Source organism: Myxococcales bacterium (assembly GCA_016712525.1).
Classification (GTDB): Bacteria; Myxococcota_A; Polyangia; order Polyangiales; family Polyangiaceae; genus JAAFHV01.
This window is the reverse complement of record JADJQX010000007.1, coordinates 123,909-150,088: the sequence shown is the minus strand read 5'-3', so window position 1 is coordinate 150,088 and position 26,180 is coordinate 123,909. Positions and strand designations below refer to the sequence as shown.

Genomic DNA, 26,180 nt, shown 5'->3' with positions numbered 1-26,180 from the left:
AACGTCGGCACCTTCAGGCGTCGAGCACCTTGCCCGGGTTGAGGATGCCGTTCGGATCGAAGGCCTTCTTGATCGCGCGCATGCGCTCGATCTCGGCCGGGCTGCGCGTGTACCCGAGCGCCGCTTTTTTCAACAGGCCGATGCCGTGCTCGGCCGACACGCTGCCCCCGTGGGCGGCGACGAGCGTGAAGAGATCGGCGTCGGCCTCCTTCGTCTTGGCGAGGAACGCGGCCTTCTCGAGCCCGTCGGGCTTCATCACGTTGACGTGGAGGTTTCCGTCTCCGACGTGGCCGAAGAGGCAAATCTCCCAGCCCGGGTAGCGCTCGGCGAAGACGCTCCCGAGCTTCTCGCAGAACGGCTCCAGGGCGGCGATAGGTAGGGAGATGTCGTTCTTGTGGGGGAGGCCCGTCGCCGAGAGGCTCTCGCTGATTCCCTCGCGAAGCTCCCACAACGCACGCGCGTCGCCCTCGTGCTGCGCGAGCACGCCGTCGGTGACGATGCCCTCGTCGAACACGGACGACACGAACGCCTCGAGGCTCGCCTCGTCGGTGTGCTCGAGCTCGACGAGCACGTAGAAGGGCGAGCCGTCGGCGAACGGGGCGCGCACTTTGCGGTGCCGCTCGAGGCGCGCGAGGCACTCGGCGGTGAAAAACTCGTACGCGGACAAGGTGAAGGGGCCGGTCCGCACCTTCGCGAAGAGGCGGAGCACGTTCGCGAGCGAAGGCGTGGCGAAGAGAGCGACGGTGAGCTTCCCGGGCAGCTTCGTGAGCTTGAGGGTCGCCGCCGTGACGACGCCGAGCGTGCCCTCGGACCCGATGAAGAGCTGGCGCAGGTCGGTGCCCGTGTTGTTCTTCTCGAGGGCCCCGTTCAGCTCGAGCACCTCGCCGTTCGCGAGCACGACCTCGAGCCCCAAGACCCACGTGCGCGTGAGGCCGTAGCGGATCACCTTCACGCCGCCCGCGTTCGTGGCGATGTTTCCGCCGACGTGGCTCGAGCCCTTCGACGCGAAGTCGACGGGCCACGTGAGCCCGAAAGGCGCGCAGTGCTCGTGGACGACCTGGGTGACCGCTCCGGCCTCGACGCGCACGGTGGCCCCGACCACGTCGACCGGGTCCATGTGCCGCATTTTCTCGAGTGAGAGCACGACCTCGCCATCCTTCGCGACGGCGCCTCCCGCGAGGCCGGTCCGGCCTCCGGAGGGGACCACGGGCACACCGTGGAGGTTCGCGAGCGCGAGCAGCCGGCTCACCTCGTCCCGCGAGCGCGGGAAGGCGACGAGCGACGGGCGTGGCTCGTAGACGCGGGTCCAGTCCCGGCCGTACGTGGCGAGATCCTCGGGCTCGACGCTCGTCGCGAGCTCCGGGACGGTCTCGGCGAGGGCGCGGGCAAAGGCGTCGAAGCGGGCCGGAGTGAGCGCGGGCGCGGACATGACCCGAGGATCTAGTTTACGCTCCGCCACGGAGGCAAACCCCGATGGACCACAGCCCGCGTTTTTTGAAGCTCGTCACCGAGGCCCGCGAGAACGTGCGCGAGTGCACGGTCGCCGACGTGGCGGCGCGGATCGCGAGCGGTGAGCGGTTCGTGCTCGTCGACGTGCGCGAGGAGAGCGAGTTCGCGAACGGGCATCTGCCCGGGGCACGCCTCATCGGTCGCGGCATCCTCGAGCGCGACGTCGAGACGACGTTCCCCGACACGAGCACCGAGATCGTCCTCTACTGTGGCGGAGGTTTTCGCTCGGTGCTCGCGGCCGAATCGCTCGCGAAGATGGGGTACACGCGGGTGGTGTCGATGGACGGCGGATTTCGCGGCTGGAAAGAGGCCGGTCACACGATCGAGCGGTGACCTGCGCGAGCGCCCGAGGCGGTGACGGGGAGGCCGGCGCGTAACGGCCTCCACCGTGACGACACGCGAACGCTCAGTTGCGCGGCCACACCTCGACCGTGCCCAAGAAGCCGTCGTTCTTCGTGAACGGGTTCACCGACAGCGTCTCGACGCCACCGTCCCCCGAGAGGGGCACGCGGACGATCTCGACGGCGCCGGGGCCACCGTCCACGCCGGGGCGCTTGCGCGCGCCGACGAGCTTGTCGACGCCGTCGAACGCGAAGCTCGAGGGCGCGTTCGGGATGGCCGGGTCGAGCGTGGTCTTCGTCGGATCCCAGGGGAAGACCTGCCCGCCGAGACCGAGCAGGTACTTCGTGCCGAAGCGCTCGAAGGCGCTCGCGTACCCCTGCGTGTCGGTCGGAAGGACGCGGCTCGCCTGACCGGTCGCGAGCTTCACCTCGTCGATCCCCGCGCGCTGCGTTCCGCCGAACGGGCCGCAGCCCGCCGTAAGCACGAGCAGCCGATCCCCGGCCGGGTCGTAGAAGCTCCGCGCGCCGAACGCCACGTTGTACCCGGAGAGCGCGATGCCGCCGCCAGGCCCCGTGCCGCCGAGATTGACGAGCGTGTCGGTGTCGGTGTCGATGGCGACCACGGTGCTCGCGAGCCCACCCACGCCGGGGCACGGGAGGTCGTAATTGGGCGGAACGATGGTGGTTTTGTCGATGTTCGCGAGCGTCACGTAGAGGCGCTTCTTGGCGGCCACGTACACGGCCGACGTCATCTCGAGGAGGCCGTCCGCGTCCCCGGGGGCCACGAGCGCCGAGAGGTCGATCGTCCGCACCGGGACGGAGCCGTCGCCTTCGACGGACGGAGAGATCACCGCGATCGTGTTGCGCGTGTACCGGAGCACGTACGCCTTGTTCCCGGCCGACGCGACCACGGCCACGGGGTCCGAATAGGCGTCGCCTCCGTCTCTGCGATCGGAGAGCGCCACGTCGTACGTCGCCTTGATTTTCCAGGGCTCGAGGCGGTCCATCTTGGCCACCACGTCCACGGCTTGCTCGAGCAGCCAGAGGTCGTCGCCGTCGGCGTAGGTGCCGCCGATGAAGCCCGGGAACGTGAGGCGGCCGTCGATCGCTCGCGACGCGAGGCTCACGGCGACCAGCTCGCTCGAGGTCGCGCCGTTCATCGTGACGAGCACACGCGGCGTCGGCTTCGGGCCGGCGTCTCCGGCGTCTCCGTCGACCGCGGCGTCACGCCCCGGCTCCGGGACGGCGACGTCCGGGCGGAACACGTCGAACGACGCGTCGGTCCCGCCATCGGTCGCGAACACCTCGTCGTCCCCCGTGCACGCGACGAAGGCGCTCGAGCACAGCGCCGCACCTACGGCCACGAGGCCGCAAATCTTCAATGATTTCATAGACACTCCTCCCACGCAGCCCGCGTGGGCCGAGCCTCGGGACGGCCCTCGGCTCGAACCATGCCCGGGGTTCACCCGAGCCAGTGAGCGTAGCGTCCGGTCTCCGGGCTCCCGGATCGTCCTCCCCCGAGCCCTTCCCGAAGCGCGAGGCGTCGGTGGATTTGCTCGGGTTCGTCCCCGGATACCGTGGCGGGTGCCGCGCCGGTCTTTCACCGGCTTCCCAGTGAGGCGAGGAGGAGCCCACGCCTCACGACGTCACGCGCCGCAAGGCGAGGTCTCCCTCGGCGTGCGACGCGTGGCCTCTAGCGCGAATGGTCGCGCCGACGCAAGGGCGACCGGCTCAACCTCCCGAGGCGGCGTCGCGAGGCGTGGCGTCGGCCCCCGCGTCGGCCTTCGGCACACACACGGTGAGGCACTCGGCCTTGCGCGGCGCGCACATCTCCTCCGTCCCGTCGTGCGAGAGGTCGTGGCAGTCGTGGATTGGACCCGTCCCCTCGTCGAGCGGGTGGCAGGCCTCGAGGATGGCCGAGCAGGACGGGTACGACGCGGTGTGCGTCTCGCCGTCGTCGTGGTCGTGGGAGCAGGCGGAGATGGCGCACGCGGCGCCCAGCATGGACGCCAAGACGGGCGCCCCGAAGGAACGAAACAGGATCATCGGTAGGTCTCGATGCGCGGACGAGCGGCCCGCGCGGCATGAACATGGACGTCTCCCCGCGCGCGCCGGCAGTGGCACGCACGAGGCGCGCGAGCCCGCAGCCCCACCTCGCGCGAGAGCCTCACGCGAGCGCGGCAGCGACGGCACGGCGCTTGGTTCAGGTGGAGACGCGGGCCGTTCGAGGTGGCTCGGGCTCGGGGGGCGGCCGGATCAACCCCACCCGTCGTCGCTCCCCGGAAGGAGCGGGCGCGCGCTCCCACCCCACGACGGGGACCTCTCCTCGGTGGGGCACGTCGAGAGGGAGCCACTTGGCGAGGACGGCACGAGGCTCGTCTCCGCAGGTGCCGCGTACGCTCGCGACACCTCCTCCTTCGGGGTCGTCGCCGTCGCGCAGCTCGGGGCTGCAGATGGGGCACACGCACGTCGTGTGGGCTCCGCCGAGCGCGCAGTGGCACGCGTGCGCGGGCGCCCCGGCGAGCGCGCGGGCGACGATGGGACCGAGGCCGCCCAGGAACATCGCGAGCGCAACGAGCCACGCGACGAGCACGCGGAGCGTTCGGTCGAAGACGGGGCGGGGCCTCACGAGGCCTCGGGCGAAGGGCCCTTCTCCGCAATAGCCGACGCCTTCGCGATCGCCGCGACGATGTGCGACACGATCTCTTTGGCCGACACGTCCGTCGCGACCTCGAGCGAGAGCTCGACCGCATCGTCGTCGTCGGACACGGCCAACACCAAGCTTGCCACCACACGATCGCGAGCCGACGGATCGCGGACGGCGAAATCGTAGATGCCGTCCTCGTCGGCCACCTCGCGGCCGAGGAGCCGAGAGAGGGCGCGACCGAGGCCGGTCCCGAGGTCGTCGTCGTCCGCGAGGCCGAGGCTCTCGGGAGAGATCGTGCGCTCGACGTCGATCGTGTCCCCACCCGCGACCGTCACGCCCTCACGGTCCTCGACGACCAAGAAGGCGCCGGCCTCGAATGCCCCCGCGGGCGCCGAACGTGGGAGTGCCATGGACCGAGCCTTAGCCTGACCTCACGGCTCGTGGGCCGCAAGCTCCCGCAAAATCTTAATCATTTCGGACTTTTGCGGAACGCTGGCGTGCTCGAGGTTGTCGGCGAGGCCGATCCCCGGCACGAACGCGCCCGCGAGGAGCCGCGGCGGCGCGTAGAGCTCGTAGAAGAGCTCTTCGACGATGCGTCGGATGAGGTGCTCTCCGAAGTTCGTGACCTCGGTGTCCTCGTTCACGACGAGCACGCGGTGCGTCTTCTTGACGCTGTCTCGGATCGCGTCGCAGTCGTACGGGTAGAGCGTGCGGAGGTCGATCACCTCGACCGACACGCCTTCGGCGCGGAGCTCGTCGGCGGCACGCATGGCGTCGCGCACGAGGCGCCCGCACGAGATCACGGTCACGTGCTCGCCTTCGCGGAGCGTCTTCGCCTTTCCGATGGGCACGAACAGCGTCGGCGTGTCCGGCCACTCGGCGCTCCACTGCGAGCGATCGCCGAGGGGCGCGTCGATCATCTTCGAGAGCGCCTTCTCGTCGCCCGGCTCGCCGGGGATGAGCTCCTCGGGGAGCGCGCGCGTGCGCATGAGCGCCTTCGGGAGGAGGTACATGACCGGGTTCGGGTCGACGATCGCCGAGAGCATGAGCCCGTACGCGTCGAGCGGGTTCGAGGGCATCACGACCTTCCACCCGGGGATGTGGGTCGCCGTCGCGTCGAACGAGTGCGAGTGGTAGATGCTCCCGCGGATGCCCGCCCCGACCGGGGTCATGCACACCATGGGCACGTTCCACTGGCCGTTCGACGACCAGAGCGTGTTGCCCGCGATCTTCAGGAGATCGATGGTGTTGTAGATGTAGTCGCAGAACTGGATCTCGCAGACGGGCTTCTGCCCGGCGAGCGCGAGGCCGATCGCGGTGCCGATGATGCCGCGCTCGTCGAGCGGGGAGTTCCACGCGGTCTTGAGGCCTTGGGTCTGCGTGAACGCGCCGCCGAGGGGCGGCCCGATGTCCTCGCCGAAGATGTCGGTGACGCCGAGGCGCTCCTCACCGACGTGAAGGGCCATGCGTACGGCTTGAACGACGGTCGCCATGTCTCAGCGCTCTCCTGCGACGTAGTTTTTGTCGGCGAAGATGTGATCGTAAATGGTCTTTCCTTCGGGCTGCGGCTCCTCGCGGACCCGCTTGCTCGCCTCGAGGAGCTCCTGGGTGAGCTTGGCCCGCATGTCGTCCATCTCCTTGCGGGTGCGGAGACCACGCGCCTCGAGCTTGGCCTCGAATTCTTTGAGGCAATCGCGCTCTTGGGTGACGAAATTGGCGCCGGAGGCCGACGAGTGCCCGTGGAGGCGCGACACCATCGCCTCGAGGAGGAAGGGCTTTTTCTCGGTGCGCACGTAGTCCATCGCCTTCTTGATGGCGTGGTACGAGGTCTCGACGTCGTTGCCGTCGATCGTGGCCGTGGGCATCCCGAAGGCCTTGCCGCGATCGCTCACGCGCTCCTCGCCGTGCTGGCCCTCCCACGGCGTCGAGATGCCGTAGCAGTTGTTCGTGACGATGATGAGCACCGGCGCCTCGTGGCCTTTGCGCGAGCTCCACACGAGGCACGTCGCGAAGTCGCCCTCGGCGGTGCCGGCGTCGCCACCCTGGACGATCGTGATGCCGTTCGACCCGGCGCGCTTCTGGGCGATCGCTGTGCCCGTGGCCATCGAGTACTGGACCTCGATGGGCGACGAGATCGGCACGACGTTCCACTTCTTCACAGAGTAGTGGCTCGCGAAGTTGCGGCCGCCCGAGTAGGGGTCGCTCGCCGTGTTCTTCATCTGGCGGAGCGAGTCGACCGGATCGGCGCCCATGGCCACGAGCGTCCCGCTCGAGCGGTAATGAAGGTGGAGGTAGTCGTACGCGATCCCCTCCCCCTTGTGCACGAGCATGCCGAGCGGCACGTTGAACGCCTCTTCGCCGGGTCCCCCGATCCAGAAGTACCCGTCCCCTTGGCGGTACATCGTGATGAGGCGCTCTTCGAGCACGCGGCCCGTGAGCATGTGCGAGTGGATTTGGAGGAGCAGCTCGGGGGAGAGCTTCTCGTCTTCGGCGCCCTTCGGCGCGAGCGGGATCGTCGTCATGGTCATGTCGGCTTCCGGGCGGGACACTAGCGCTCCTTCGCCTCGTTGCGTGGGCAAAAGTAGGCGTTCCGAATGAAGACGCGCCACGTCGGGGGACGTGGCGCGCTGCGTGAAGCTCGTCGTGGCTCGGCTGTCAGGCGCCGGCGGGCTTCGGCTCGAGCATCTCGGCGCCGTCGCCCTCGATGACCCCTTCGGCGCCGAGCTCGGCCCCAGGGATGCGCTCCGGGATCCAGCTCTCGTCGGGCCCGTCCTCCGGGAGCACGAGCGGCGAGCCGTCGTACATGACGCGCTTGCCCGGGAACACGAAGGCCTTGAAGAGGTAGACGAGGAGCGACTTCTGCTCGAGCGCGGGGTGGATGGTCGGGTGGAGGCGCTCCATGTGCGCCTCGCGGAGGAGGCTCCAGTGGAGCCCCGGCACCTCGTGGTGGATGCCGTGGAAGCCGTTGTTGAAGGTGAACCAGTTGAAGATGCGCCCCATGAAGTTGCGCGAGTGGTTCACCGGGTGGTCCTTGTCGCAGCCGTCGTGCTGGAGGTAGTTCACCGTCGTGATCCCCCACACGGCCCAGAGGTGCGGCACGAGCACGAGGAGGAGCGCCTTCTTCCAGTCGAGCGCGAAGAAGACGGCCTTCACGCCCCAGCACACGATCATCTCGAGCATGAGCTGGCGATGCCACTTGGGGAGCTTCGCCTTCATGACGGACGAGTACTTGTAGTTCGAGCGCGTCACGCTGATGCCCACGGCGGGGAAAAAGAGCAGGAACGAGAGCAGGTTCCAGCCGTAACGCACCTTGGTCGTGCGCATCACGTCTTTGCGCTCCTGCGTGTACTTGTGGTGCGAGAGGTTGTGGCCCGTCACGTACTCGCTCACCGGGAAGCCGTACGAGCAGGTGAGCGCCACCTGGAAGGCCTTGTTCGCCCAGCGCGACTTGAACACCGGGCAGTGGATCGAGTTGTGCGTGATGACCGCGCAGATCCACGAGACCGTCATGAGCAGGAGCACCATGGGCACGCGCGCTACGAGGCCGACCTTGTCCCACGTCGCGTAGGCGAACGCGAAGAACGCATAGTAGAAGCCCACGAACACGAGGGTGCGAACGTCTGCGCGGTAACGGAGCATGGCCTTGCGCTCCGGGGTAGCCCCTCGCGTGCGGCCAAGCAAGCCCGAGTCGCTGCGAAAAAAGCTTTGCAGGCCACCGTCGTCGCGCCTCGATCGTGCGTCGATCGCGCGAGCGTCTCGCACACGCAAAATCATGATATCACTCATATTTATTGCCCACTTGGGCAGCGCCGTTCGTCGGCTCTGGGCCCTCGGGACGAACGAGGTGCCGAGGCACGCGTGCGGCGTGTGCAAGAGCTGCAGGACGAGCCCCGAAAACGAGAGCGCCCCGGCTCGGAGGAGAGCCAGGGCGCCATCGGAGCGAACCACGTGCCTCAGGGCAGGTACTGCACCTGGGGCATGTTCTCGGCCTCGCGCATGAACACGGCGCGCGCGATCGTCACGCCGAAGTCGCGGCCGTAGTTGAGCCCCGCGGGGACCTGGAGCCGCTGCCCGTGGTGGGTCGTGAGCGTGACCGCGATGGTGCGGTTCCAGTAGCTGGGATCGATCTTGGCGTTCTGGTTCGCCATGTGGTTGGCGACGGCCGTCACCGCGGCACGAACGGCGAGCCCGATGAGCCCACCGCCACCACCGCCCGCGCTCTGCCGCACGGGCTCGACGTCCGCGATTTGGTTGAGCGCGTACGACTGCTGCTGCCCCTTGCCGTCGATCACGATGATGCGCCGGTTGGTGATGACGTGCGCGCGCGGGTTTCGGCCGTCGTGGATGAGCGCCAAGATGATGAAGACGATGCCGATGATCACCACGAGGAAGAGCACGCCCAAGACCCACATGATGATCTTGTCGACCGTGTAGTCGTGGCGCTTGAACCAGATGACACGCTCGCCCGGCTCGAGCGGGACACCCATGACGGTGCCACCCGGACCGGCCATGCCCGCGGGTCCCGCTTGGACCATCGCTCCCGGAGGCGCCCCGTAACCTCCCGGCGCTCCCGGAGGCGCTCCGTACCCACCCGGCGCTCCCGGAGGCGCCCCGTAACCTCCCGGCGCTCCCGGAGGCGCTCCGTACCCACCCGGCGCTCCCGGAGGGGCAGCTCCGCCCGGAGGAGGCCCGTATCCACCACCCGCAGGCGGCGCCCCTCCCGGAGGAGGCCCGTATCCACCACCGCCCGGGGGTGCCCCCGGAGGTCCGTATCCGCCGTTGCCTTGCATACGAAGAAGCCCTTTCTTGCCGTCCGTTGAAGAGTCGGACCTGTGTCCGGCGCCGTCCGCGAGCACCCCCGATCGCGAAAACGGGGGCGGGACCAGAAGCAGCGGTGACCTTCGACCCACGAGGGTAGCGGGCGAGCCGACCGCGGCGCAAGGCCACGCGCGGGGAGGGTGTCTCGATGCGAACCGGCGTCTCGAGCCGGGCGTCGCCGGCGCCCGCCGCCACGACACGGTGCACAAATGCTCGTAATCATGAAACAAATGGGAACGACCGCGCGCGGCGCAAAAAAAACGGTACGGCCCCGAAGAAAGGAGGCAACGGGGCAGAGGCACCGGCCGACCCATCGGCATCATGAGCCCACGACAGACCCCTCCTCCCCTCCCCGCCCATGCGCCCGTCCTCGGCAACGTCCCGTTCCAGCGCGGAGAGATCCTCCGGAGCGGCGGCGGTGAGTACATCGTACGCGGCATGCTCGGCCGCGGGGGCATGGCCCAGGTGCTCGACGTCGAGGATCGTGTGCTCGGCAAGCGCTTCGCCCTCAAGGTCCTCGACGCCCACCTCGCGCGAGACCCCGCGAGCGTCGAACGCTTCGAGCGAGAGGCGCGAGCGCTCGCCAAGCTCGATCACCCGAACCTGGTCGCGGTCGTTCGACTCGATCACACGGTGGGCCCTGCGCCCAGGCCGTTCTTCCTGATGGAGCGGCTGCGCGGCGGCACGCTCCGCGAGCACATCGATCGCGGCCCGATGCCGATCGACCGCGTGCTCGAGCTCGGGGACGGTCTGTTCCGAGCGCTCGACTACGTCCACCGCCGGCAGCTCCTCCATCGCGACGTGAAGCCATCGAACGTGTTCGTGCACCGCGACACGTACGGAGAAGAGCGCGCGAAGCTCCTCGATTTCGGGGTCATGAAGCTCATGCTCGAGAAGGACGCCCAGACCGGGTTCTTCGGAACGGCGCACTACGCCGCGCCCGAGCAGCTGGAGGCGGGCGGGCAGCTCGGCCCCGCGACCGACGTGTACTCCGCGGGGATCGTGCTCTTCGAGATGCTCTCGGGCGCTCACCCCTTCGCGCAGGCCGAGCGATCGGCGCGGGGCGCACGGGCCGCGCGCGTCGTGGGGCCTCCTTCGCTCGAAGGATGCCCGAGGCTCGGGGCGCTCGCCCCGGACGTGCGCACGGAGCTCGTGGCCCTCGTCGCCGCGCTGCTCGACAACCGCCCCGACCGCCGCCCGACGGCCCTCGCGGCCGCGCGGACGCTGAGCAGGCTCTTCGACACGATCGGCGCTCCTGCGAGCCACGACCCATCGCGAGAGAAGGCGCGCACGGCCGACCCGGCCCCCTTCCTGCCGGGCCACCTCGCCGCGCCGACACTCATCGAGGAGCCCCGCTTCAAGCCGACGCCCGAGAGCACGGTCTCGGTGACCGACGCGGAGCTCGTCTCGATTGGACCGACTCCGCCCCCCATACCGGCGAACGCGCGGGCCACGCTGGCGCTCGCGCCTCCGCCAGGGCTCGCCCTCGCCGCGCAGGCTGCCCCCGGGCCCGGGAGGCCCCAGCCCGCGCCCATGGGCTCCCCGCGCGCCGCGCGCACGCTCCCGCTCGGTCGCTCCTACGCCGATCTCCTCCCGGAGCCCGTGCTGCCGCTCTCCCGCGTGGTGCAGCCGTCGCCGGCAGCGCCCGCCTCCGAGCCCGCTCGCCCCGAGCCTCCGCGACCGTACCTCGCCTCTCCCCCGTGGGGCTCGATCGGCCTCGCCGCCATCGTGGCCATCGTGGCCATCACGGTCGCCATCATCGCTCCCTACGGGCGCGCGGCGACCCAAGGCCGCTCGGCGACCCACGGGCTCTCCGCCGGGGCGAGCTCCCCGGCCCTCGACGGGAGCCTCGCCCCTCGGTGACCCGCCGGAGCACTCCGGAGGTCGGCGTCAGACGTCGGGGGTCGCTTGGCTTATCGGCGTCGCCTCGGCCACGGCCTGGCCGGCAGGCTCGATCAAGCTGCGAAGCGCGGCGAACGTGATCGGCGGCACCGCCAACAGAAAGACGAAGTACTGGAGCTTGTCGGCCGTGAGCGCCGCGACGACGCCGCCGAAAATGAAGGACGTAAGCTTGAGAGCGCGGAGCCCGACGTGCCGGAGAGCGTCCGGCCTCATCTCCGGGCGACCCCACAAAAAATTCCCGAAGTGGACGGCCATGTCGGTCGCGGGGCCCGTCATGTGCGTGGTGCGAACGAGCGACCCCGTCGCCAGGCCAATCGATGCATTCTGCAGGCCGCTCGCGAACGCGAGCAGCGCGAGGAGCACGAAGTCGCCGGCCGTCTCCACCGTGGTCCCGAAGGGGCCGAAGGCGCCCGCTCGCCCGAGCGACGCGGTGATCACGAGGAGCCCAGCCACGGCGAACAGCGGCACGGCGTACGCGGGCCCGACGCCCCGACGCACACGCTTGACGATCCAGAAGCTTGCCGCGAGCGCACCGAACAGAAAGGCGTTCAGCACGATCGCGTACTCGATGAGGAGCTTCCACTGGCCGACGTCGGCCCCGATGCGGGTGGCGATGCCCGTGACGTGCGTGATGAGGCGGCGGCACGCTTGGAGCGCCCCGGCGTTGACCGCCCCCGACGCGAAGCACAAGGCCGCCCAGCTCACGAGGTTCCGGCGAAGAAAGACCTCTTTCGGCTCGAAAAGGGCTACGTTCATGCGCCTTCGAACTTAACGAACGCGCAAGGTTTTGCCAGCCCTTCTTTCGTTTCCGAAAGATTTTCGGGAGGGCGACCGCAGGCGTTCGCCCGAAGCCAAGCAAAGTTCGTAGTATTATTGAGCACTTACGACCCAGCTGGGTCGCGCTCGCCCGGCGCCTTCCGCCAGGCAGCCTGTTGATTTTTCGGACCGAGGCCGTTCGACGTCCGCGCCCGGATCCGAGAGCCTACTTTCGTATTTGGACGAGAGCACGCCCCTTGGAAGTCCCCGACGGGGGACGCACCGCAGATCGCGACGAAGGCGGTCGGGATGCGGCGGCGGCGACCCCTGGAAGTCCCCGACGGGGGAGCGGCCGACGACCCTTGGAAGGCCGCGACGGGGGACGGGTGAAAATCAACGGCTGCTAGGCCAGGAGCTCTCGAACGGGCGTGCCCGCGTCCGCCAGGGCGATCGGGCGCCCCGCCGGGGACATCGCCGTGTCGCCCGGGTCGAGGCCCATCACGGTCGCGAGGGTCGCCACGACGGACGGGACGGTGACGGCCCCCTTCACCACCTTGCCGCCCTCCGCGTCGGTCTCGCCGTGCACCTGCCCGGCGCGGATTCCTGCGCCCGCGAGCACGAGGCTCGAGGCCTGCGGGTGGTGGTCGCGACCGTCGTTTCCGTTGATGCGCGGCGTACGGCCGAAGTCCGTGAGGAGCGCGATCGTGGTGGAGGCGAGGAGCCCTCTCTGATCGAGCTCGCGGAGGAGCGCCGAGAAGCCGGCGTCGAGCGTGCCCATGAGCTTCTTCGTGCGGCCGAAATTGTCGACGTGCGTGTCCCACCCGTCGAGGGCCACCTCGACGTAGCGTGTCCCCGCGCCGACGAGCCGCGAGGCGACGAGGCACCCGCGGCCGAAGTCGGTGTCGCCGAATGCCGCGAGGGTGGCCTTGGGGACGTTCGCGAGGTCGAACGCGGGCAGATCGGGGCAGCGCATGAGCGCGACGGCCTGCGACGTGAGCGCGCGTCGCCCCTCGACCTTGGCGTCGCCCGTGCGCGCCGCGAAGTCGGCCTCGAGCTGCTCGAGCAGGCCGAGGCGAGACGCGAACCTGCGGTCGTCGACCTGGGGCGCGTGGGTCACGTTCTGGGGGAGACCACCCGGCTTCTGCAGCACGAACGGGCCGTGCTGGACGCCGAAGAACCCGGCCGAATGGCTCGGCCCTCCGAGGCTCACGAACGCGGGCAACCCCCGCGGCGTCGGCCCGAGCCGCTTGCTTACCCAGCCACCGAGCGACGGGTGCTCGACCGTGGGTGTGGGTGAATAGCTCGTGTGGAGGAGGGCGTTCGCGCGCTGATGATTGCCCTCCTTGTGGACGAGCCCCCGCACGACGCAGAGCTTCTGCGAGAGCCTCGCGAGCTCCGGCATGTGCTCGCTGATCGAGAGCCCCGGAGTCGCCGTTTTGATCGCCTTGTGCGGGCCCCCTTGGGGCGTGCCCGGCTTCGGATCCCAGGTGTCGACGTGGCTCTGTCCGCCGTTCATCCAGAGCACGACGAGCGACTTCGCGCGGGCGGGCTTCGCGTCGGCGCGGGCTTCGTGCTCGAGGCGCGCGCCCACGAGGGCAGCGAGCGAGCTCGCAGAGAACATTCGGACGACGTCGCGGCGTGTGTAAGTCGACATGAGCGCCTCAGTGGTTCAGGAGCGACTCGCTCGACGTGAGCAGCGCCCAAAAAAGATCCTCGAACGCGCGCGTGCGACCGTCGGCGCTCGCCCCTGCCCGCCCTGCCGCGAGCCTCGCGAGCTGGGCCGCGTCCCCCGAGGGCGCCTTCTTCTTTCCCTTGCCTCCCTTTCCGGGGGGCGATGGAGCGGGACCCGGGGCGGGAGCCGCGCTCGGATCCGGGAGCTTCTCGGCCTGGTCGAGGTAGGCTACCGCGCGCGCCACCTCGGCCTCCGTCGCCCGCCGATGGACGGTGCGCAGGTAGAGCGCCTGCACCTTCTCGGCGTCGGTCCCGCGGGAGAGCACCTCCGCGAGCGCCGTGCCCGGGAGCGCCCGCGTGCCGTAGCCGGTCACGTTCCCGTTGAGCAGCGAGAGGGCCTGCGTCACGTTGCCCTCGAAGGTCTTCGAGTCCTCGACCTCGTCGACGTCGAAGAGGAACGCGTAGCTCTTCGCGAGCTGTGCCTTCAGCGTGGGGAGGTTCTTGATCCCCGCGGCCTCGGCGGCGCGCTCGACCCGCGTCGCCGCGAAGAGATGCGCGAGCAGCTCCTCGGGCCCGAGGGGAACCATCCGGAACCTGGCCCAGGTGAGGTTCTCGGTGTCGACGTTCGTGCCTCCTCGTGCCTCGAGCGCGTAGACCTCGCTCCCGCACACGAGCCGCACGAGCGCCTTCGGATCGAAGCCTCCGTCGGCGAAATCACGCGCGATCCGCTCGAGCAGCTCGGGGAGCGTCGTCGGGTTCGAGGGGCGCATGTCGTCGACCGGGTTCTGAAACCCTCGACCCAAGAAATGAGCCCACACCCGGTTCACGTAAGCCTTCGCAAACCATGGATTTTTCGGCGACGTCATCCAGGCTGCGAGCTCACGGCGTGTGTCCTTCCCTTTGTCGAGCGGGGTGCCGTCGAGGGCCGTCGGCGTCGCCGCGGCGATGGGGGCGAGGTCCTGAGCCTTCACGAAGCGAGGCGGGACGCGCGCCGAGTCGACGAGATCGACGCGTCGAATGCCTCCCTTGTCGCCCTTGTCGACGACGTCGACCTCGGCCCGCAAGAAGGCCGCCGTGAACTTCCGGAAGTCGTCCTGCTTCCACTTCTCGGTCTTGTGGTCGTGGCACTGCGCGCACTGGATCTGCACGCCCAAGAACGTGCGCGACGCCGAGCCCGCGAGATCTTGCGGGCCTTGGAATCGGAGCGTGTAGTTGACCGCGCCGTTCAGGGTGCCGGGGCCCGTCGCCGCACGTGCGGTGTCGTCGGCGCGCGGGGCCATCGGGGCCGGCTCGGCGGGCAGCTCCATGGGCAGCGCGTTCCTCGGGCCCCCTTCGCTGTTGCGACCGGTCGCCGCGACGAGCCCGGCCACGACCTTGTCCCACGGTGTGTTTTGTTGAAACTGCGCGAGGAGCCACTTGCGGAGCTCCTGCCGATCGAGCCGCTGCTCGCGCACCTCGTTCCCCACGAGGATCTCCTCCCACACGTTCGCGAAGTGCCGCGCGTACTCGGGGGATGCGAGCAGGGCATCGACCTTCTTCGCGCGTTTGTCGGCGGCGCGATCCGCGACGAAGGACTCGATCTCCTCGGGTGTGGGCGGCCGCCCGATCACGTCGAGCGTCACGCGACGCAGGTAGGTCGCGTCGTCGGCGCGCGCGGCCGGGGTGATCCCGGCCTTTTCCCACGAAGCCCGAATGGCGCGATCGACGTCCGCCGAAGAGAGCCGCACCACGCCCGAAGGAGGCGCGGGGACGGGGCGATCGTTAGGAACGACGGGAGGCGCCTTCGGCGGCGCGGGGGGCTCACCGCAGGAGGCGAGCGCGAGGGCCAAAAGTCCGGGCCGAGTCCACTTCATGCCCCAAGGTTCGCCGACACGAAGGTCGCCGTAAAGGCGCACGTCGGCACCCACGTCCGTGGTTCGTCGCGCTATGGTCGCCGCCCGATGGCATCGCCCGAAAACCCGCTCCGAAAGGCGGTCACGCGCTTCTTCGGACTCGTCCTGCGAACGTACTTTCGCAACGTCGAGGTCGTGGGCGACGTGCCTGACGAGCAAGTTCGGGGGAGGCTCTTCGGCGCGAACCACGTGAACGCGCTGGTCGATCCGATCCTCGTCGTCACCTCGGCGAAGCCCCCGATCTCCCCCGTCGCGAAACACGCGCTCTGGCAGATCCCGTTTCTCCGACCTCTCCTCGACCTCGCCGACGCCGTCCCCGTGGTGAGGCGACGCGACGATCCGACGAAGGCCCAGGGCGACAACGACGCCGTGTTCGAACGCGTCGGCGCGCACCTCGCGACGGGCGGCAACATCCTCATTTTTCCTGAGGGGACGAGCCACAACGAGCCGTCCCTCGTGCCGCTCCGCTCGGGCGCGGGGCGGATGCTCGCGCGCGCCAGGAGCATCGACCCGGCGGCTCGGCTGACCGTGCAGCCCGTGGGGCTCACGTTCGACGAACGCGAGATCTTCCGCTCGCGCGCTCTGGTCGTGTACGGAAATGTCGTCTCGATCGACGATGTCGCGGCAGACTCGCCGGACGACGGCACCCTCGCGAACCGCATCACCGAGGTCCTCCGCCAAGGTCTCGCCGACCTCGTCGTCGAGGGACGGACGTGGGAGGACCGCGTCCTCATCGGTCAGGTGGCCGAGCTGCTCGCCCACGAGGGCGAGAGCGACGCCGAGAGCCTCCACACCTCGAGCACGATCGGCAAAGAGGTTCAAGCGGCGCATCGCCTCCTCGGCGACGCTCACCCCGCCGTGAAGGACGTGCGGGTGAAGGTGTCCGCGTACTACCGAAAGCTCGCCGAAGCCCGCGTGTCCGACGCCACCGTGCGAAGGCCCGACGCGATCGTCGCCGAGCGCTCTCCCGCCGCGCTCGCCGCATTCCTCGCGGTGCTCCCGGTCGCGCTCTTCGGCGCGGCGCTCTACTTCGTGCCGTACCAGGTCCCCCGACTCGTCGCCCGCGCGACCAAAGAGGAGGCGTCGGACATGACCTCGACCACGAAGCTCGGCGTCGGGCTCCTCGTCTTCCCGCTGTGGGCCCTGGGCGCCGCGATTTCGGCCTTCGTGGCCACACGTTCGCTCGGGATGGGAGCCGCGGCAGCTTCGGTCGCGCTCGTCCTCGCGAGCCCGTTCGCGGCGATCGTGTGGGTCGACCACCTCCCGCGGCTCGCCGACACGTTCGGCCTCGTGCTCGGGCGCGGGAGAGGGAGGCTCGAGGCGCTCCGGGCCGCACGCACCGAGGCTCGCGCGGCGATCGAAGCGGCGCGGGAGAAGCTCACCGAGGCTCGCGCGTGACAGGGCACGAGAGAAGGCCTCGCGCCCGCCTCTTCGTCGTCGTCGCGGCGCTGCTCTGGAGCACCGGAGCCCTCGGCATCAAGACGCTCTCCACCACCGCAGCTCCGACGATCGCCTGCCTGCGCGCCGTCTTCGCGACCGTGGTCATGGGCGTCGCGCTGGGCTCACGAGCTCCCCTCGCGCGCATCGTCGCGACCGCGAGGCGCCCCCGCGTCGGCCTCGCCGCGGTGAGCTATGCCGTGATGGTCGTGTGCTTCGTGGCCGCCGCCAAGCTCACCACGGGCGCCAACGCCATCCTCATCCAATACACCGCGCCGGTGTACGTCGCGATCCTCTCGCCGTTCCTCCTCGGCGAGCGCGTCGGCCGCCGCGAGGCGCTCGCCGTCCTCGCGACGATGGTGGGCATGGTGCTCTTCTTCATGGGCGATCTCAGCTCGGAAGGGCGGCTCGGCAACGTCGTGGCCGTCGTCTCGAGCTTCGGCTTCGCGGGGCTGCCCATCTTGCTGCGCATGGACGACCTCGCCCGGCGGAGAGGCGCGCTCCCCGAAGAGCCGCTCACTCCCCTCGTCGCCATGACGCTCGGGAACGTGGTCGCGGCGCTCGTCTGTCTGCCGAAGGCGCTCGCCGCCATGCCCGCTTCCACGGGAGCCTGGGTGACCATCGGCCTGCTCGGTACGTTCCAGATCGCCGTGCCGTACCTCTTCTACGCGAGCGCCGTACGGGATCTCCCGGCGCTCGAGAGCTCGCTCATCGCCGCGATCGAGCCGATCGTCAGCCCGCTCTGGGTGTTCCTCATGGTGGGAGAGAGGCCCTCGGGATTCGCGTTGCTCGGCGGCGCGCTCATCGTCGTCGCCGTCACCGTCCAGGCAACCGCCTCGCCGACCAAGGCATCCGAAAACCAAAGCGATTTCGAAAACTTGGATCCATCACCCTTGACCGTGGGATCTCCGACGCGCGCGCCGAACGAGGGCCGCGCCGACGAAGGCCACGACGAGCCCCACGACGACCAGCCAGCGGCGTGACGACGACGCGGGCTCGGGCGTACGTGGCGCCCCTGTCCTCGTCACGAAGGCGACGTGCGGCGTGTCCGTCGTGAGGAGGGCGTCTGCCGTGCTCGTCCCGATGGTGCGCGCGACGTGACGGTGCGAGGGGCCGAGCGCCGAGAGGCCCGGGAACGCCAGGTCGAACCCTGCGGGCTCGTGAGCACAGGTGAACGTCGCGTCCACGATCACGCCGTCGCCCTCCGTGAGCGCCGCATCGGTCACGTGCCCGTCGCAGAGGCCGCCGTCCCCCGAGACGACGACGAAGGACCGCATCGCGCCCTCGATGGCCGGACGCGCCCGCACGACCTCGGCCGCCGCGACACGACCGTCCCCGTCACCGTCGAGCGCCGGCACGAGCAGCGCGGCGTCGGAGGCCGCAAAGGCGAGGTGCACCACCAGCCGCGAGCCCGACGCCCTGTATTCGCCCGACGAGATCCCCAGCGTATGGGCGTGCGCCACCGTAGCGACACCCACGACGACGATAAGCGCTTCGATAAGTCGAGAGGCCCGCACTCTCCGGGAGTTTGACCGAAACGCCGTCCCGTAGGAAGGATGAGGCATGACGCGCGCTCGACTCGCCGCCGCCCTCGGGCCTCTCGCCACGACCGTCGCCCTCGCGAGCGGGCTCGCTGCGTGCGGGTGGGGCACGGGCTCCGCGTTCATCGAGGAGCCGCTCACCCCCGCGACCGAGCCCACGCTCCCGAGCCCCGAGAGCCGCTCCGCGCCCGCGCCAGGGCGCAAAGCGAGCGTCACCCTGGAGGCGAAAGAGCACGTCCCGGACGACGTACGAGGCCAGAACCTCGGCGTCTTCCGCAACACGTACTACGACTTTCCGTCCGAGGCCGACATGGCCGCCAAGGACGAGAAGGGCGCGAAGGTCACCCTCCGCGACGCGTCCTGCGGCGCCATCGGGGACGTCTCCCGCACGTTCTTCGAGGCGCTCTGCGTCCAAGGCTCGGGCTCCCTCGCCCGCGGGGGCACCGTGAGCTTCGCGAAGCGCGACTGTCCGTGCGCCGACATCTGCCCGCGTACGAGCCAGAAGATTTGTTTCGAGGCCCTCGACCCGAAGGTCTACCCCTTCGGTCGAGGCGCGGCCGGGAAGGCCATCCGCCCCCTCCGGAGCGTGGCGGCCGACACCCACTTTTTGCCCATGGGTACGGACATTTACGTCCCGGAGCTCGACGGGCTGGCGGTGGGCGAAGGGGGCAGCCTCCACGACGGGTGCCTCGTGGTCGAGGACCGTGGGCTCAAGGTCCGCGACGCGCACATCGACATCTTCACGGGCCGCCCCCGCTCGACCGAGCTCGTCGAAGAGATGCTCCCCTCGAACCAAGGGGTGCACGTGGTGGTCGGCACCAAACGGTGCTCCGGGTCGAAGCGCCCCTGAGCCACGCGCGTCGGACGGGCACACGATGACAAGCGACGTCGACGCAGCTCTCGTCCTGCGCCCTATCGGGATCGCGCGCACGCCCTACGCCGAGAAGGCGGACGCCCCGCGCCAGCCGCGGGCGGCCGAGGGTGTCGCCGGGGTGATCGAGATCCGACCGGACCTCGCGGATGGGCTCGCCGACCTCGACGGCTTCGACAGGCTCATCGTGGTCTTCGGGTTCGACCGCGCGCACCGAACGTCGAGCCTGAAGGTGCTCCCGCCGCGGAGCACGACCAAACGCGGTGTCTTCGCGACGCGCTCGCCGCATCGCCCGAACCCGATTGGAATCTCCGTCGTTCGGCTCGTTCGCGTCGAGAAGACCTCCCTCCACGTGCTCGACGTCGACCTCCTCGACGGCACTCCCATCTACGACATCAAACCCTACCTCGCGTACACGGACGCCTTCCCGGACGCGAAGGCCGGCTGGCTTGAGGGCGACGCGCCGACCGTCGTCGCGCCCAAGGCTCGCGCGAGCGATCCCCGCGCTCCTTACGAAGTGGTGCTCACGGACGCCGCGCGTGAGGCGTGCGCGTTCGTCGAAGCCGAGACGGGCCTCGGGCTCGAGCGGCGCATCCGCGAGCACCTCGGCCTCGGACCGGAGCCGCACGCGTACCGGAGGATCCGGCGGGAGGGGGACACGATGGTCCTCGCGGTCAAGGAGTGGCGCGCCGTCTTCGTGCCACGCGAAGGAGAGAGGGTCATCGACGTCCTCCGCGTGCGCAGCGGACAGTCCCCTCGCGACCTCGCCCGAGGTGGCCCCGACCTCGAGGTGCACCGCACCTTCGTCGCGCGCTTCGGCTGAGCTTCGAACACGCTCCCTCCCGCGCGACGCGTGCTACCGTGTCCGCATGCGCTCCGGCTCGTTCGCCTCGTCGATCCTCGTCGCCCTGGTCCTCGCCGCCGGCACCGCCGCGGCTTCGTCCGCGTGCAGCGACACACCCGAGGCCCCCGTCGACGCCAGTGTCGCGGACAGCGCGCCCCCCGTCGACGCCGAGCGTCCCGACGTCCTCGTGCCCCCGACGGACGCCGCGGAGGCCGGCGCGTGCGACAGCGTCGGCAAAGACGGGCTCGCGAACGATCTCGCGTGCACGGGGCTCTACGCCGACGTCACCACGAAGGCCCTCGCGCCGGGCGTCGTCGCGTACTTCCCCGGCACCCCGTTCTGGAGCGACGGCGCCGAGAAGTCGCGCTTCGTGATGGTCCCGCCAGGCCAGAAGATCGACACGACCGACATGACGGCCTGGAAGTGGCCCGTGGGCACGAAGACCTGGAAAGAGTTCAAGGTCGACGGAAAGCGCATCGAGACACGCCACTACGCGAAGGTGGCGCCGAACAAGTGGGCGCGAACGACCTACCGTTGGGATGCTAGCGAGACGCGCGCCACGCGGTTCGAAGCGGGTGCGAGGTTGGCGGACGGGTACGAGATCCCCACACCTCAGAAGTGCGACACCTGCCATTTCGGCGGCGCGGACCAGCTGCTCGGCCTCGACGCGATCGCGCTCGCCATGCCCGAGGCGAAGGGGCTGACGCTGGAAGGGCTCGTCGCTGCCGGAACGCTGACGAGCCCGCCGGCCAAGACGCGCGCCGTGTTCCCCGAGGACGCGACCGGGAAGGCCGCGGCCGCCATCCAGTGGCTCCACGCCAACTGCGCGGCCTGCCACAACGACGCCCCGCTCTCGGCGGCAGCGCAGGTGCCGCTTCGGTTCGCGCTCAAGGAATCCGAGGTGCTCGGCGCGACGCCGACGGCCGTCTCCGACCTCTCGCTCTTCACGACGTCCTACTGCACGGCCTCGCGTTGGGTGCCCGCGGGGGGCACGGCGCCGCTCAAGAACATCGTGGGCGGCGACAAAGCGGCCAGCGCCGCGTTCGTCCGGGCGAACCTCCGCGAGCCTACGGAGAAAGAGCAAATGCCGCCGATCGCGAGCCACAAGGTCGACGCGACCGGCGTCGCGCTGTTGGGCGCGTGGATCGACGCGCTGCCGCCTTGCCCGTGACGGGTCATCGAGCGCCCTCCCGCACCGCCCACGCACGGTCCATGAACCCCTAGCCGTCGGCTAGGTGGGATACTCAGGCGACGCTTCAGGCTTCCGAGTTATCCGGCTCGTGAGAGCAGGCCCGGCGTGCACACCGCATTTCCGTCGTAACCCTGGTTCGTGATCGTAAGGGATCCATGACGCCGCGACGCGAACGGCACGGAAGAGCAAGGCTCACCCTAAGTGCGCCGCCCCTTCCCGTCAACGCGCCCCGCGATGCCTCCGCCGAAGATGCGTAGGCGAGCGAGGGGCGCTTCTGCCGGAAAACGCGCCGAAAACTTTCCCGCGAGGGGGGTGTCGGGGAACGTTGCGCCATGACCACGACGGACGTTTCCATGCCCGCTCCGCAGCACGACGAGCCGCGGCCGGGGCGCGACGAAGTGAGCCTGGCACGCGAGCCCGACACCGATGGGGCGGCGCCTCGCTTGCGCGGAGAGGTCGAGCTCGGGAGCGCCGAGCACCGCGAGCGCCGGGCCGTGGAGCTCCTCGGGGAAGGAGCGCTCGTCGTGCGGGTCCCCTCCCCCACGCGCGCCGAACGCGGCCGCCTCGCGGCCTACCTCGACGACGCGATCGAAGGAAAGCTCCTCGCGCTCGGGGCCTCGGGTCCCTACCCCGGAGTCGACGATACACTCGGCGATCAGCTCTTTCGCGCGCGTGCGATCGGCGCGTCCGGCATCGTCCTCTCCCTCGACCCGCTCCGCGCGATCCGTTCGCCGGCCCTGACCCCCGAGGACTCGACGACCCTCGCGACGCTCGCCTACGCGACGCGCTCGCGGTCGTTCGTCTTCCTCCTCGACGACGACGACGCCGACGCCCCCGCCTACGGCAGGCCCGTCCCGCTCCTCGCGCTGCTCGACCCGAGGCTCGTCGCGACGGTCCCCGCGCCCCGACCCTCCGTGCCCGCCGCGCCACCGGCGATCCCCGCGCAGGCCGAAGAAATCAAGGCGATCGCGGAGGTGCTCGCCAGCCCGAGCCCCCCCGCGGCGGCGACGACGGACGACACGCTCGCCGCCGCCACCGAGCACGACGAGGCCCCGCCCACCGTGAGCGAGCCCGCCCCCGTCCTCGAGGCACAAGACCAGGGAGAGCTCCGCGACGAGCCCGAAGCGGCGCGCGCGATCGAAGCGGACGACGAGCCCGCGGTCGAGCTCCCGACGTACGAACCGGTCGACCGCGACGTGACGCTCGGCCACGCGCGGGCGCTCGCCGACCTCCGCGGGCCCCAACCCCTGTCCGTGTTGAAGACGTGCTTTTTGTCGCACTATCTCCCACTCGGAGAGATCCTCTTCGAGGCGCGCGCGCATGGCGTCGAGGTCGAGCCGCGCGTCGCCGCCGTGCACTCGGGGTTTCGTCGCAACTTCGAGCGCGCGTACTCGGACGCGTTCCCGACGTTCGCGCTCACCGGGAAGCGCCCGAAGATGGTGCTCGACGCGTTCGAAGAGGCGACGCGGCTCGCACGCGCGAGCGGGGCACGCTCGACGAGCCTCCTCCTCGTTCCAGGGCTCCGCGTCGACCTCGGCCGTCGGGCCCACGACGCGCTCCTGAGGATGCTCCCCGAGGACGCGGAGGTCGAGTCGGGGCTCCTGTTCGCCGCCCTCCCCACGACGTCGGCCCGCCAAGAGGACACCCTCGCGCGAGGCGCCGCCGCCCTCGGCTCGCCCCGCCCGGACGAGTCGCTACCGGACGCCGAGTGGCACGCGCGCGGAGCGCTCCGGAGAGTCCGTATGGGCGCCCGGGATCTCTTCAGCCTCGACACCATCGCGGCGTTTCGCGCCGCCCCGCTCGCCCGTGGGCCCCGGCTCGCCTTCGAGGTCGCGACGCTCGTCGACACCCTCGCGGGCTCGATCGCGCGCCACGCGCACGGCCTCGTCTCCGGCAAGAGCCCGCTCGGCCCGCGCACGCCGGAGCGCACGCTCCTCTACGTCTTCGGAGACCACGGGTTCGTGCTCCACGAGGACGGGCGCACCCAAGACGGTGGCGCGACCCCCGAAGAGGTGATCGTGCCGTATTTCGCCTACGTGCTCGACCCGGCGAACTGACCTACGAGCCTCTCCGTACGCGCGCCTCGCTCCCCGCGGGGCGCGCTTTTTTTGTGCTCGGCACGCGCGACCGGGCGTGGCAAAGACGAAGGCCATGCCGACCCAGCTCGTCGACGCGTGGCTCTCGAGACGACACGACACCTCCCTCGCCGTCATCGACGGCCGCGGCGATCACACGTACGGCGAGGTGGTCGAGGGCTCGCTGCGCGTCGCTGCCGCGCTCCGAGGAGAGCGCGCTTCGCTCGAAGGAGAGCGCGTCGCCGTGCTCGTCTCGCCGGGCGCCGATTTCGTCGCGTCGGTCATGGGCGTCGTGCTCGCGGGCGGCACGGGCGTCGTGCTGACGCCGCTCTATCCCGAGCGAGAGCGCGCGTATTTCTGTGACGACGCTGGCGTGCACACGCTGCTCGTCTCGGACGACATGCAAGACACGGCACGCCCACACACCCCCGGGCGACGCGTGGTGAGCCCGTCCGCCGTCGGCGCGACCGACGCGCCCTTCACCCTCCCCGAGAGCCCGAGCGCCCCCGCGCTGCAGCTCTACACGAGCGGCACGACGGGCCGCCCGAAGGGGGCCGTGCTCACCCACGAGAACCTCTCCACGCAGCAGAGCGCGGTGGGCCGTGCGTGGGGCTTCTCGCCCGCCGACATCCTCCTTCATACGCTCCCCCTTCACCACATGCACGGGCTGGTGATCGCCCTGTTTTCCGCGCTCGGGGCGGGAGCGTGCACGCGTTTCCACCCGTTCGAGGCCAAAGCCGTGTGGGACGAGATGGCGCACGCCACGGTCTTCATGGGCGTGCCCGCGATGTACCAAAGGCTCGTCGTGGCCTACGACGGCGCGAGCCTCGAGACGCGCGCCCGATGGGAACGAAACGCACGCGGGCTCCGCCTCGCCACGAGCGGAAGCGCCGCGCTGCCGGCCACGCTCGGAGAGGCGTTCCGCACGATCTCGGGGGCCTACCCGCTCGAGCGATTCGGCATGACCGAAATCGGCGTAGGGCTCACGAACCCGCTCGTCGGCGAGCGGCGCCCGGGCACGGTGGGTCTCCCGCTCGAGACCGTCGAGACGCGCATCGTCGATGAGCATTTCGCAGACGCCCCCCAAGGCGAGCTGCTCGTGCGCGGCCCGAGCGTCTTCGCGGGCTACTTCCAGCGCGCCGACGAGACCCGCGCGGCGTTCGTCGACGACCCCGCAGGCGGGCGGCCCTGGTTCCGCACGGGCGACACCGTGACTCGCGACGTCGGCCCCGATGGCTCGCCGGGCGCCTTTCGCATCCTGGGGCGCACGAGCGTCGATATTCTCAAGAGCGGCGGCTACAAGCTCTCGGCCCTCGAAATCGAGGAGGTGCTCCGCGAGCACGGGTCGGTGCTCGACGCGGCCGTCGTGGGTCTCCCCGACGAGGCGTGGGGCGAGCGTGTCGTCGCCTGCCTGCTCGTGAGAGACGGCCACGCCCCTCCGACCGAAGACGACCTCCGCGCCTTTTGCCGAGAGCGGCTCGCGCCCTACAAGGTGCCCAAGGCGTTCCTCGTGCGCGACGCCCTCCCGCGAAACCCGCTCGGCAAGGTCGTCAAGCCGACGCTGGTCGCCGAGCTCACCCGCCCCGCGGCGGCCGGCTGAAACCACGGCCAGCGACCCCTCGACACGGTAGGCATGCCGGCAACGGAAATGGGCGTTCGTAGTGGGTCGCCCTGGTCGAGCGAAGTGCTAGGGTAGCGAGACCGTGCCTTCGTCTTCATTTTCTTCTTGGTTCGACACGCTCCGCGTGACCTCGCGACTCGTCCCCTTCGCTGCCCTGGCGCTCGCCGGCGCCGGCTACGCCGCGGGGTGTGCGTCGACCCCACGCACCACCTTCGACGACGACGCCGGCCCCGACGCCGCGGTCGTCATCCCCGCCGACGGCGGAGAGAAGCCGCCCGTCTTCACCGACGCCGGCCTGGACGATGCCAAGCCGCCCACCGGCCCCGCCGAGGTCTTCGGGCACTCCGGCACGACGCTCTACCGCCTCGATCCCGACACGCGGGCCGCGCAGACCGTGGGCACGTTCTCGGGCTGCAACGAGCCCAGCGAGGCCGTGCTCGACATCGCCCTCGACGAGAAGTCGGCCATGTTCGGCACCACCCGCACCGGCCTCTTCAAGATCGACAAGGCCACCGCGAAGTGCACGAAGATCGCCGCCGCGGTCGGGAACAAGGAGTTCCCGAACTCCCTCTCGTTCGTCCCCAAGGGCACGCTCGACGCGAACAGCGAGGCGCTCGTCGGCTACGTCGACGACGAGTACGTGCGCATCGATCCTCAGACCGGGCAAATCTCGTCGATCGGCAAGCTCGACACCGGCTCGTCGCGCTTGATCTCGAGCGGCGACATCGTCTCGGTCATCGGCGGGCCGACCTACCTCACCGTGAAGAGCGCCGGCAACGACACCCAATGCGACGCCGCCGACTGCCTCGTCGAGGTCGACCCTAAGACAGGGAAAATCCTCAGGAATTTCGGACAGTTGAACGGAAAGACGGCGGTCTTCGGCGTCGCCTTCTGGGCGGGCGCCGTCTACGGGTTCGACCGCGCCGGGAACCTCTTCCAGGTCATCGTGAACGGCGGCTCGCTCACGCTGTCGACCATCACGATCCCGCAGGCGCCCGCGGGGCTGTCGTTCTTCGGCGCAGGGTCGACCACGGCCGCGCCCGTGCTGCCGAAGTAGCGCGCC

23 protein-coding genes and 1 riboswitch are annotated in these 26,180 nt (G+C 70.1%); of the genes, 10 read left to right on the top strand and 13 right to left on the bottom strand.

Annotated elements, in window-relative coordinates:
- Positions 1 to 13: 13 nt before the first annotated feature.
- Positions 14 to 1,429: an FAD-binding oxidoreductase gene (locus IPK71_17760; protein ID MBK8215581.1), complete on the bottom strand. Its 1,416-nt coding sequence runs from the start codon at positions 1,427 to 1,429 to the stop codon at positions 14 to 16.
- Between the two features lie 44 nt (positions 1,430 to 1,473).
- Between IPK71_17760 and IPK71_17755 the strand changes: the two genes are divergently transcribed.
- Positions 1,474 to 1,842, top strand: a complete 369-nt coding sequence (locus IPK71_17755) for a sulfurtransferase (protein MBK8215580.1) — start codon at positions 1,474 to 1,476, stop codon at positions 1,840 to 1,842.
- A gap of 73 nt (positions 1,843 to 1,915) precedes the next feature.
- Here IPK71_17755 and IPK71_17750 read toward each other — a convergent pair whose 3' ends face one another.
- From IPK71_17750 to IPK71_17715, 8 genes are all read right to left on the bottom strand, one after another.
- Positions 1,916 to 3,241 carry a hypothetical protein gene (locus IPK71_17750; GenBank protein MBK8215579.1) on the bottom strand — a complete coding sequence of 442 codons (1,326 nt, stop codon included), beginning with the start codon at positions 3,239 to 3,241 and terminating at the stop codon, positions 1,916 to 1,918.
- A 76-nt stretch (positions 3,242 to 3,317) separates the two neighbouring features.
- Positions 3,318 to 3,503, bottom strand: a riboswitch (cobalamin riboswitch).
- 78 nt (positions 3,504 to 3,581) lie between these two features.
- Positions 3,582 to 3,896 (bottom strand): hypothetical protein, encoded by a 315-nt coding sequence (locus IPK71_17745; GenBank protein MBK8215578.1) that lies wholly within the window; start codon positions 3,894 to 3,896, stop codon positions 3,582 to 3,584.
- Positions 3,897 to 4,053: 157 nt separating this feature from the next.
- A complete protein-coding gene (locus tag IPK71_17740; protein MBK8215577.1) occupies positions 4,054 to 4,479 on the bottom strand; it encodes a hypothetical protein in 426 nt (141 codons plus the stop codon).
- Complete coding sequence (locus IPK71_17735) at positions 4,476 to 4,907, bottom strand: hypothetical protein (protein MBK8215576.1); 432 nt, start codon at positions 4,905 to 4,907, stop codon at positions 4,476 to 4,478. Before IPK71_17735 ends, IPK71_17740 begins: the two co-directional genes overlap by 4 nt.
- 21 nt (positions 4,908 to 4,928) lie before the next feature.
- Positions 4,929 to 5,990 (bottom strand): alpha-ketoacid dehydrogenase subunit beta, encoded by a 1,062-nt coding sequence (locus IPK71_17730; protein ID MBK8215575.1) that lies wholly within the window; start codon positions 5,988 to 5,990, stop codon positions 4,929 to 4,931.
- A gap of 3 nt (positions 5,991 to 5,993) precedes the next feature.
- Positions 5,994 to 7,019 carry a thiamine pyrophosphate-dependent dehydrogenase E1 component subunit alpha gene (locus tag IPK71_17725; protein MBK8215574.1) on the bottom strand — a complete coding sequence of 342 codons (1,026 nt, stop codon included), beginning with the start codon at positions 7,017 to 7,019 and terminating at the stop codon, positions 5,994 to 5,996.
- Positions 7,020 to 7,152: 133 nt separating this feature from the next.
- Positions 7,153 to 8,136: a fatty acid desaturase gene (locus IPK71_17720; protein MBK8215573.1), complete on the bottom strand. Its 984-nt coding sequence runs from the start codon at positions 8,134 to 8,136 to the stop codon at positions 7,153 to 7,155.
- A 314-nt stretch (positions 8,137 to 8,450) separates the two neighbouring features.
- Positions 8,451 to 9,032 (bottom strand): hypothetical protein, encoded by a 582-nt coding sequence (locus IPK71_17715; GenBank protein MBK8215572.1) that lies wholly within the window; start codon positions 9,030 to 9,032, stop codon positions 8,451 to 8,453.
- A gap of 604 nt (positions 9,033 to 9,636) precedes the next feature.
- Between IPK71_17715 and IPK71_17710 the strand changes: the two genes are divergently transcribed.
- Positions 9,637 to 11,178 carry a protein kinase gene (locus tag IPK71_17710; GenBank protein ID MBK8215571.1) on the top strand — a complete coding sequence of 514 codons (1,542 nt, stop codon included), beginning with the start codon at positions 9,637 to 9,639 and terminating at the stop codon, positions 11,176 to 11,178.
- Positions 11,179 to 11,205: 27 nt separating this feature from the next.
- Here IPK71_17710 and IPK71_17705 read toward each other — a convergent pair whose 3' ends face one another.
- From IPK71_17705 to IPK71_17695, 3 genes are all read right to left on the bottom strand, one after another.
- Positions 11,206 to 11,973 (bottom strand): DUF1275 domain-containing protein, encoded by a 768-nt coding sequence (locus IPK71_17705; GenBank protein MBK8215570.1) that lies wholly within the window; start codon positions 11,971 to 11,973, stop codon positions 11,206 to 11,208.
- 403 nt (positions 11,974 to 12,376) lie between these two features.
- A complete protein-coding gene (locus tag IPK71_17700) occupies positions 12,377 to 13,627 on the bottom strand; it encodes a DUF1501 domain-containing protein (protein ID MBK8215569.1) in 1,251 nt (416 codons plus the stop codon).
- 7 nt (positions 13,628 to 13,634) lie between these two features.
- Positions 13,635 to 15,497 (bottom strand): DUF1549 domain-containing protein, encoded by a 1,863-nt coding sequence (locus IPK71_17695; GenBank protein ID MBK8215568.1) that lies wholly within the window; start codon positions 15,495 to 15,497, stop codon positions 13,635 to 13,637.
- A gap of 87 nt (positions 15,498 to 15,584) precedes the next feature.
- Here IPK71_17695 and IPK71_17690 point away from each other — a divergent pair, with 87 nt between their 5' ends.
- Positions 15,585 to 16,934: a 1-acyl-sn-glycerol-3-phosphate acyltransferase gene (locus IPK71_17690; GenBank protein MBK8215567.1), complete on the top strand. Its 1,350-nt coding sequence runs from the start codon at positions 15,585 to 15,587 to the stop codon at positions 16,932 to 16,934.
- Positions 16,931 to 17,956 carry a DMT family transporter gene (locus IPK71_17685; GenBank protein ID MBK8215566.1) on the top strand — a complete coding sequence of 342 codons (1,026 nt, stop codon included), beginning with the start codon at positions 16,931 to 16,933 and terminating at the stop codon, positions 17,954 to 17,956. The genes IPK71_17690 and IPK71_17685 overlap by 4 nt, the downstream gene beginning before the upstream one ends.
- Here IPK71_17685 and IPK71_17680 read toward each other — a convergent pair.
- A complete protein-coding gene (locus tag IPK71_17680; GenBank protein MBK8215565.1) occupies positions 17,861 to 18,451 on the bottom strand; it encodes a hypothetical protein in 591 nt (196 codons plus the stop codon). The genes IPK71_17685 and IPK71_17680 overlap by 96 nt on opposite strands.
- A gap of 85 nt (positions 18,452 to 18,536) precedes the next feature.
- Between IPK71_17680 and IPK71_17675 the strand changes: the two genes are divergently transcribed.
- The 6 genes from IPK71_17675 (at position 18,537) to IPK71_17650 (ending at position 26,174) form a co-directional block, all read left to right on the top strand.
- The gene (locus tag IPK71_17675) at positions 18,537 to 19,364 is read left to right on the top strand and encodes a hypothetical protein (GenBank protein ID MBK8215564.1); all 828 of its coding nucleotides are present in this window, start codon (positions 18,537 to 18,539) and stop codon (positions 19,362 to 19,364) included.
- Between the two features lie 25 nt (positions 19,365 to 19,389).
- Positions 19,390 to 20,208, top strand: coding sequence for a tRNA (N6-threonylcarbamoyladenosine(37)-N6)-methyltransferase TrmO (gene tsaA / locus IPK71_17670; protein MBK8215563.1), 819 nt, complete (start codon positions 19,390 to 19,392; stop codon positions 20,206 to 20,208).
- 46 nt (positions 20,209 to 20,254) lie between these two features.
- Complete coding sequence (locus IPK71_17665) at positions 20,255 to 21,400, top strand: hypothetical protein (protein MBK8215562.1); 1,146 nt, start codon at positions 20,255 to 20,257, stop codon at positions 21,398 to 21,400.
- A 353-nt stretch (positions 21,401 to 21,753) separates the two neighbouring features.
- Positions 21,754 to 23,478, top strand: coding sequence for a hypothetical protein (locus IPK71_17660; protein ID MBK8215561.1), 1,725 nt, complete (start codon positions 21,754 to 21,756; stop codon positions 23,476 to 23,478).
- 94 nt (positions 23,479 to 23,572) lie between these two features.
- Positions 23,573 to 25,096 (top strand): acyl-CoA synthetase, encoded by a 1,524-nt coding sequence (locus IPK71_17655; protein ID MBK8215560.1) that lies wholly within the window; start codon positions 23,573 to 23,575, stop codon positions 25,094 to 25,096.
- Positions 25,097 to 25,241: 145 nt separating this feature from the next.
- Positions 25,242 to 26,174, top strand: a complete 933-nt coding sequence (locus IPK71_17650) for a hypothetical protein (GenBank protein ID MBK8215559.1) — start codon at positions 25,242 to 25,244, stop codon at positions 26,172 to 26,174.
- The last annotated feature ends 6 nt before the right edge of the window (positions 26,175 to 26,180 follow it).

Bases quoted from the DNA above. Each gene is read 5' to 3' on its own strand.
- IPK71_17760 (MBK8215581.1), bottom strand. From the start codon at position 1,429: ATGTCCGCGCCCGCGCTCACTCCGGCCCGCTTCGACGCCTTTGCCCGC.
- IPK71_17755 (MBK8215580.1), top strand. From the start codon at position 1,474: ATGGACCACAGCCCGCGTTTTTTGAAGCTCGTCACCGAGGCCCGCGAG.
- IPK71_17750 (MBK8215579.1), bottom strand. From the start codon at position 3,241: ATGAAATCATTGAAGATTTGCGGCCTCGTGGCCGTAGGTGCGGCGCTG.
- IPK71_17745 (MBK8215578.1), bottom strand. From the start codon at position 3,896: ATGATCCTGTTTCGTTCCTTCGGGGCGCCCGTCTTGGCGTCCATGCTG.
- IPK71_17735 (MBK8215576.1), bottom strand. From the start codon at position 4,907: ATGGCACTCCCACGTTCGGCGCCCGCGGGGGCATTCGAGGCCGGCGCC.
- IPK71_17730 (MBK8215575.1), bottom strand. From the start codon at position 5,990: ATGGCGACCGTCGTTCAAGCCGTACGCATGGCCCTTCACGTCGGTGAG.
- IPK71_17725 (MBK8215574.1), bottom strand. From the start codon at position 7,019: ATGACGACGATCCCGCTCGCGCCGAAGGGCGCCGAAGACGAGAAGCTC.
- IPK71_17720 (MBK8215573.1), bottom strand. From the start codon at position 8,136: ATGCTCCGTTACCGCGCAGACGTTCGCACCCTCGTGTTCGTGGGCTTC.
- IPK71_17715 (MBK8215572.1), bottom strand. From the start codon at position 9,032: ATGGTCCAAGCGGGACCCGCGGGCATGGCCGGTCCGGGTGGCACCGTC.
- IPK71_17710 (MBK8215571.1), top strand. From the start codon at position 9,637: ATGAGCCCACGACAGACCCCTCCTCCCCTCCCCGCCCATGCGCCCGTC.
- IPK71_17705 (MBK8215570.1), bottom strand. From the start codon at position 11,973: ATGAACGTAGCCCTTTTCGAGCCGAAAGAGGTCTTTCTTCGCCGGAAC.
- IPK71_17700 (MBK8215569.1), bottom strand. From the start codon at position 13,627: ATGTCGACTTACACACGCCGCGACGTCGTCCGAATGTTCTCTGCGAGC.
- IPK71_17695 (MBK8215568.1), bottom strand. From the start codon at position 15,497: ATGAAGTGGACTCGGCCCGGACTTTTGGCCCTCGCGCTCGCCTCCTGC.
- IPK71_17690 (MBK8215567.1), top strand. From the start codon at position 15,585: ATGGCATCGCCCGAAAACCCGCTCCGAAAGGCGGTCACGCGCTTCTTC.
- IPK71_17675 (MBK8215564.1), top strand. From the start codon at position 18,537: ATGACGCGCGCTCGACTCGCCGCCGCCCTCGGGCCTCTCGCCACGACC.
- tsaA (MBK8215563.1), top strand. From the start codon at position 19,390: ATGACAAGCGACGTCGACGCAGCTCTCGTCCTGCGCCCTATCGGGATC.
- IPK71_17665 (MBK8215562.1), top strand. From the start codon at position 20,255: ATGCGCTCCGGCTCGTTCGCCTCGTCGATCCTCGTCGCCCTGGTCCTC.
- IPK71_17660 (MBK8215561.1), top strand. From the start codon at position 21,754: ATGACCACGACGGACGTTTCCATGCCCGCTCCGCAGCACGACGAGCCG.
- IPK71_17655 (MBK8215560.1), top strand. From the start codon at position 23,573: ATGCCGACCCAGCTCGTCGACGCGTGGCTCTCGAGACGACACGACACC.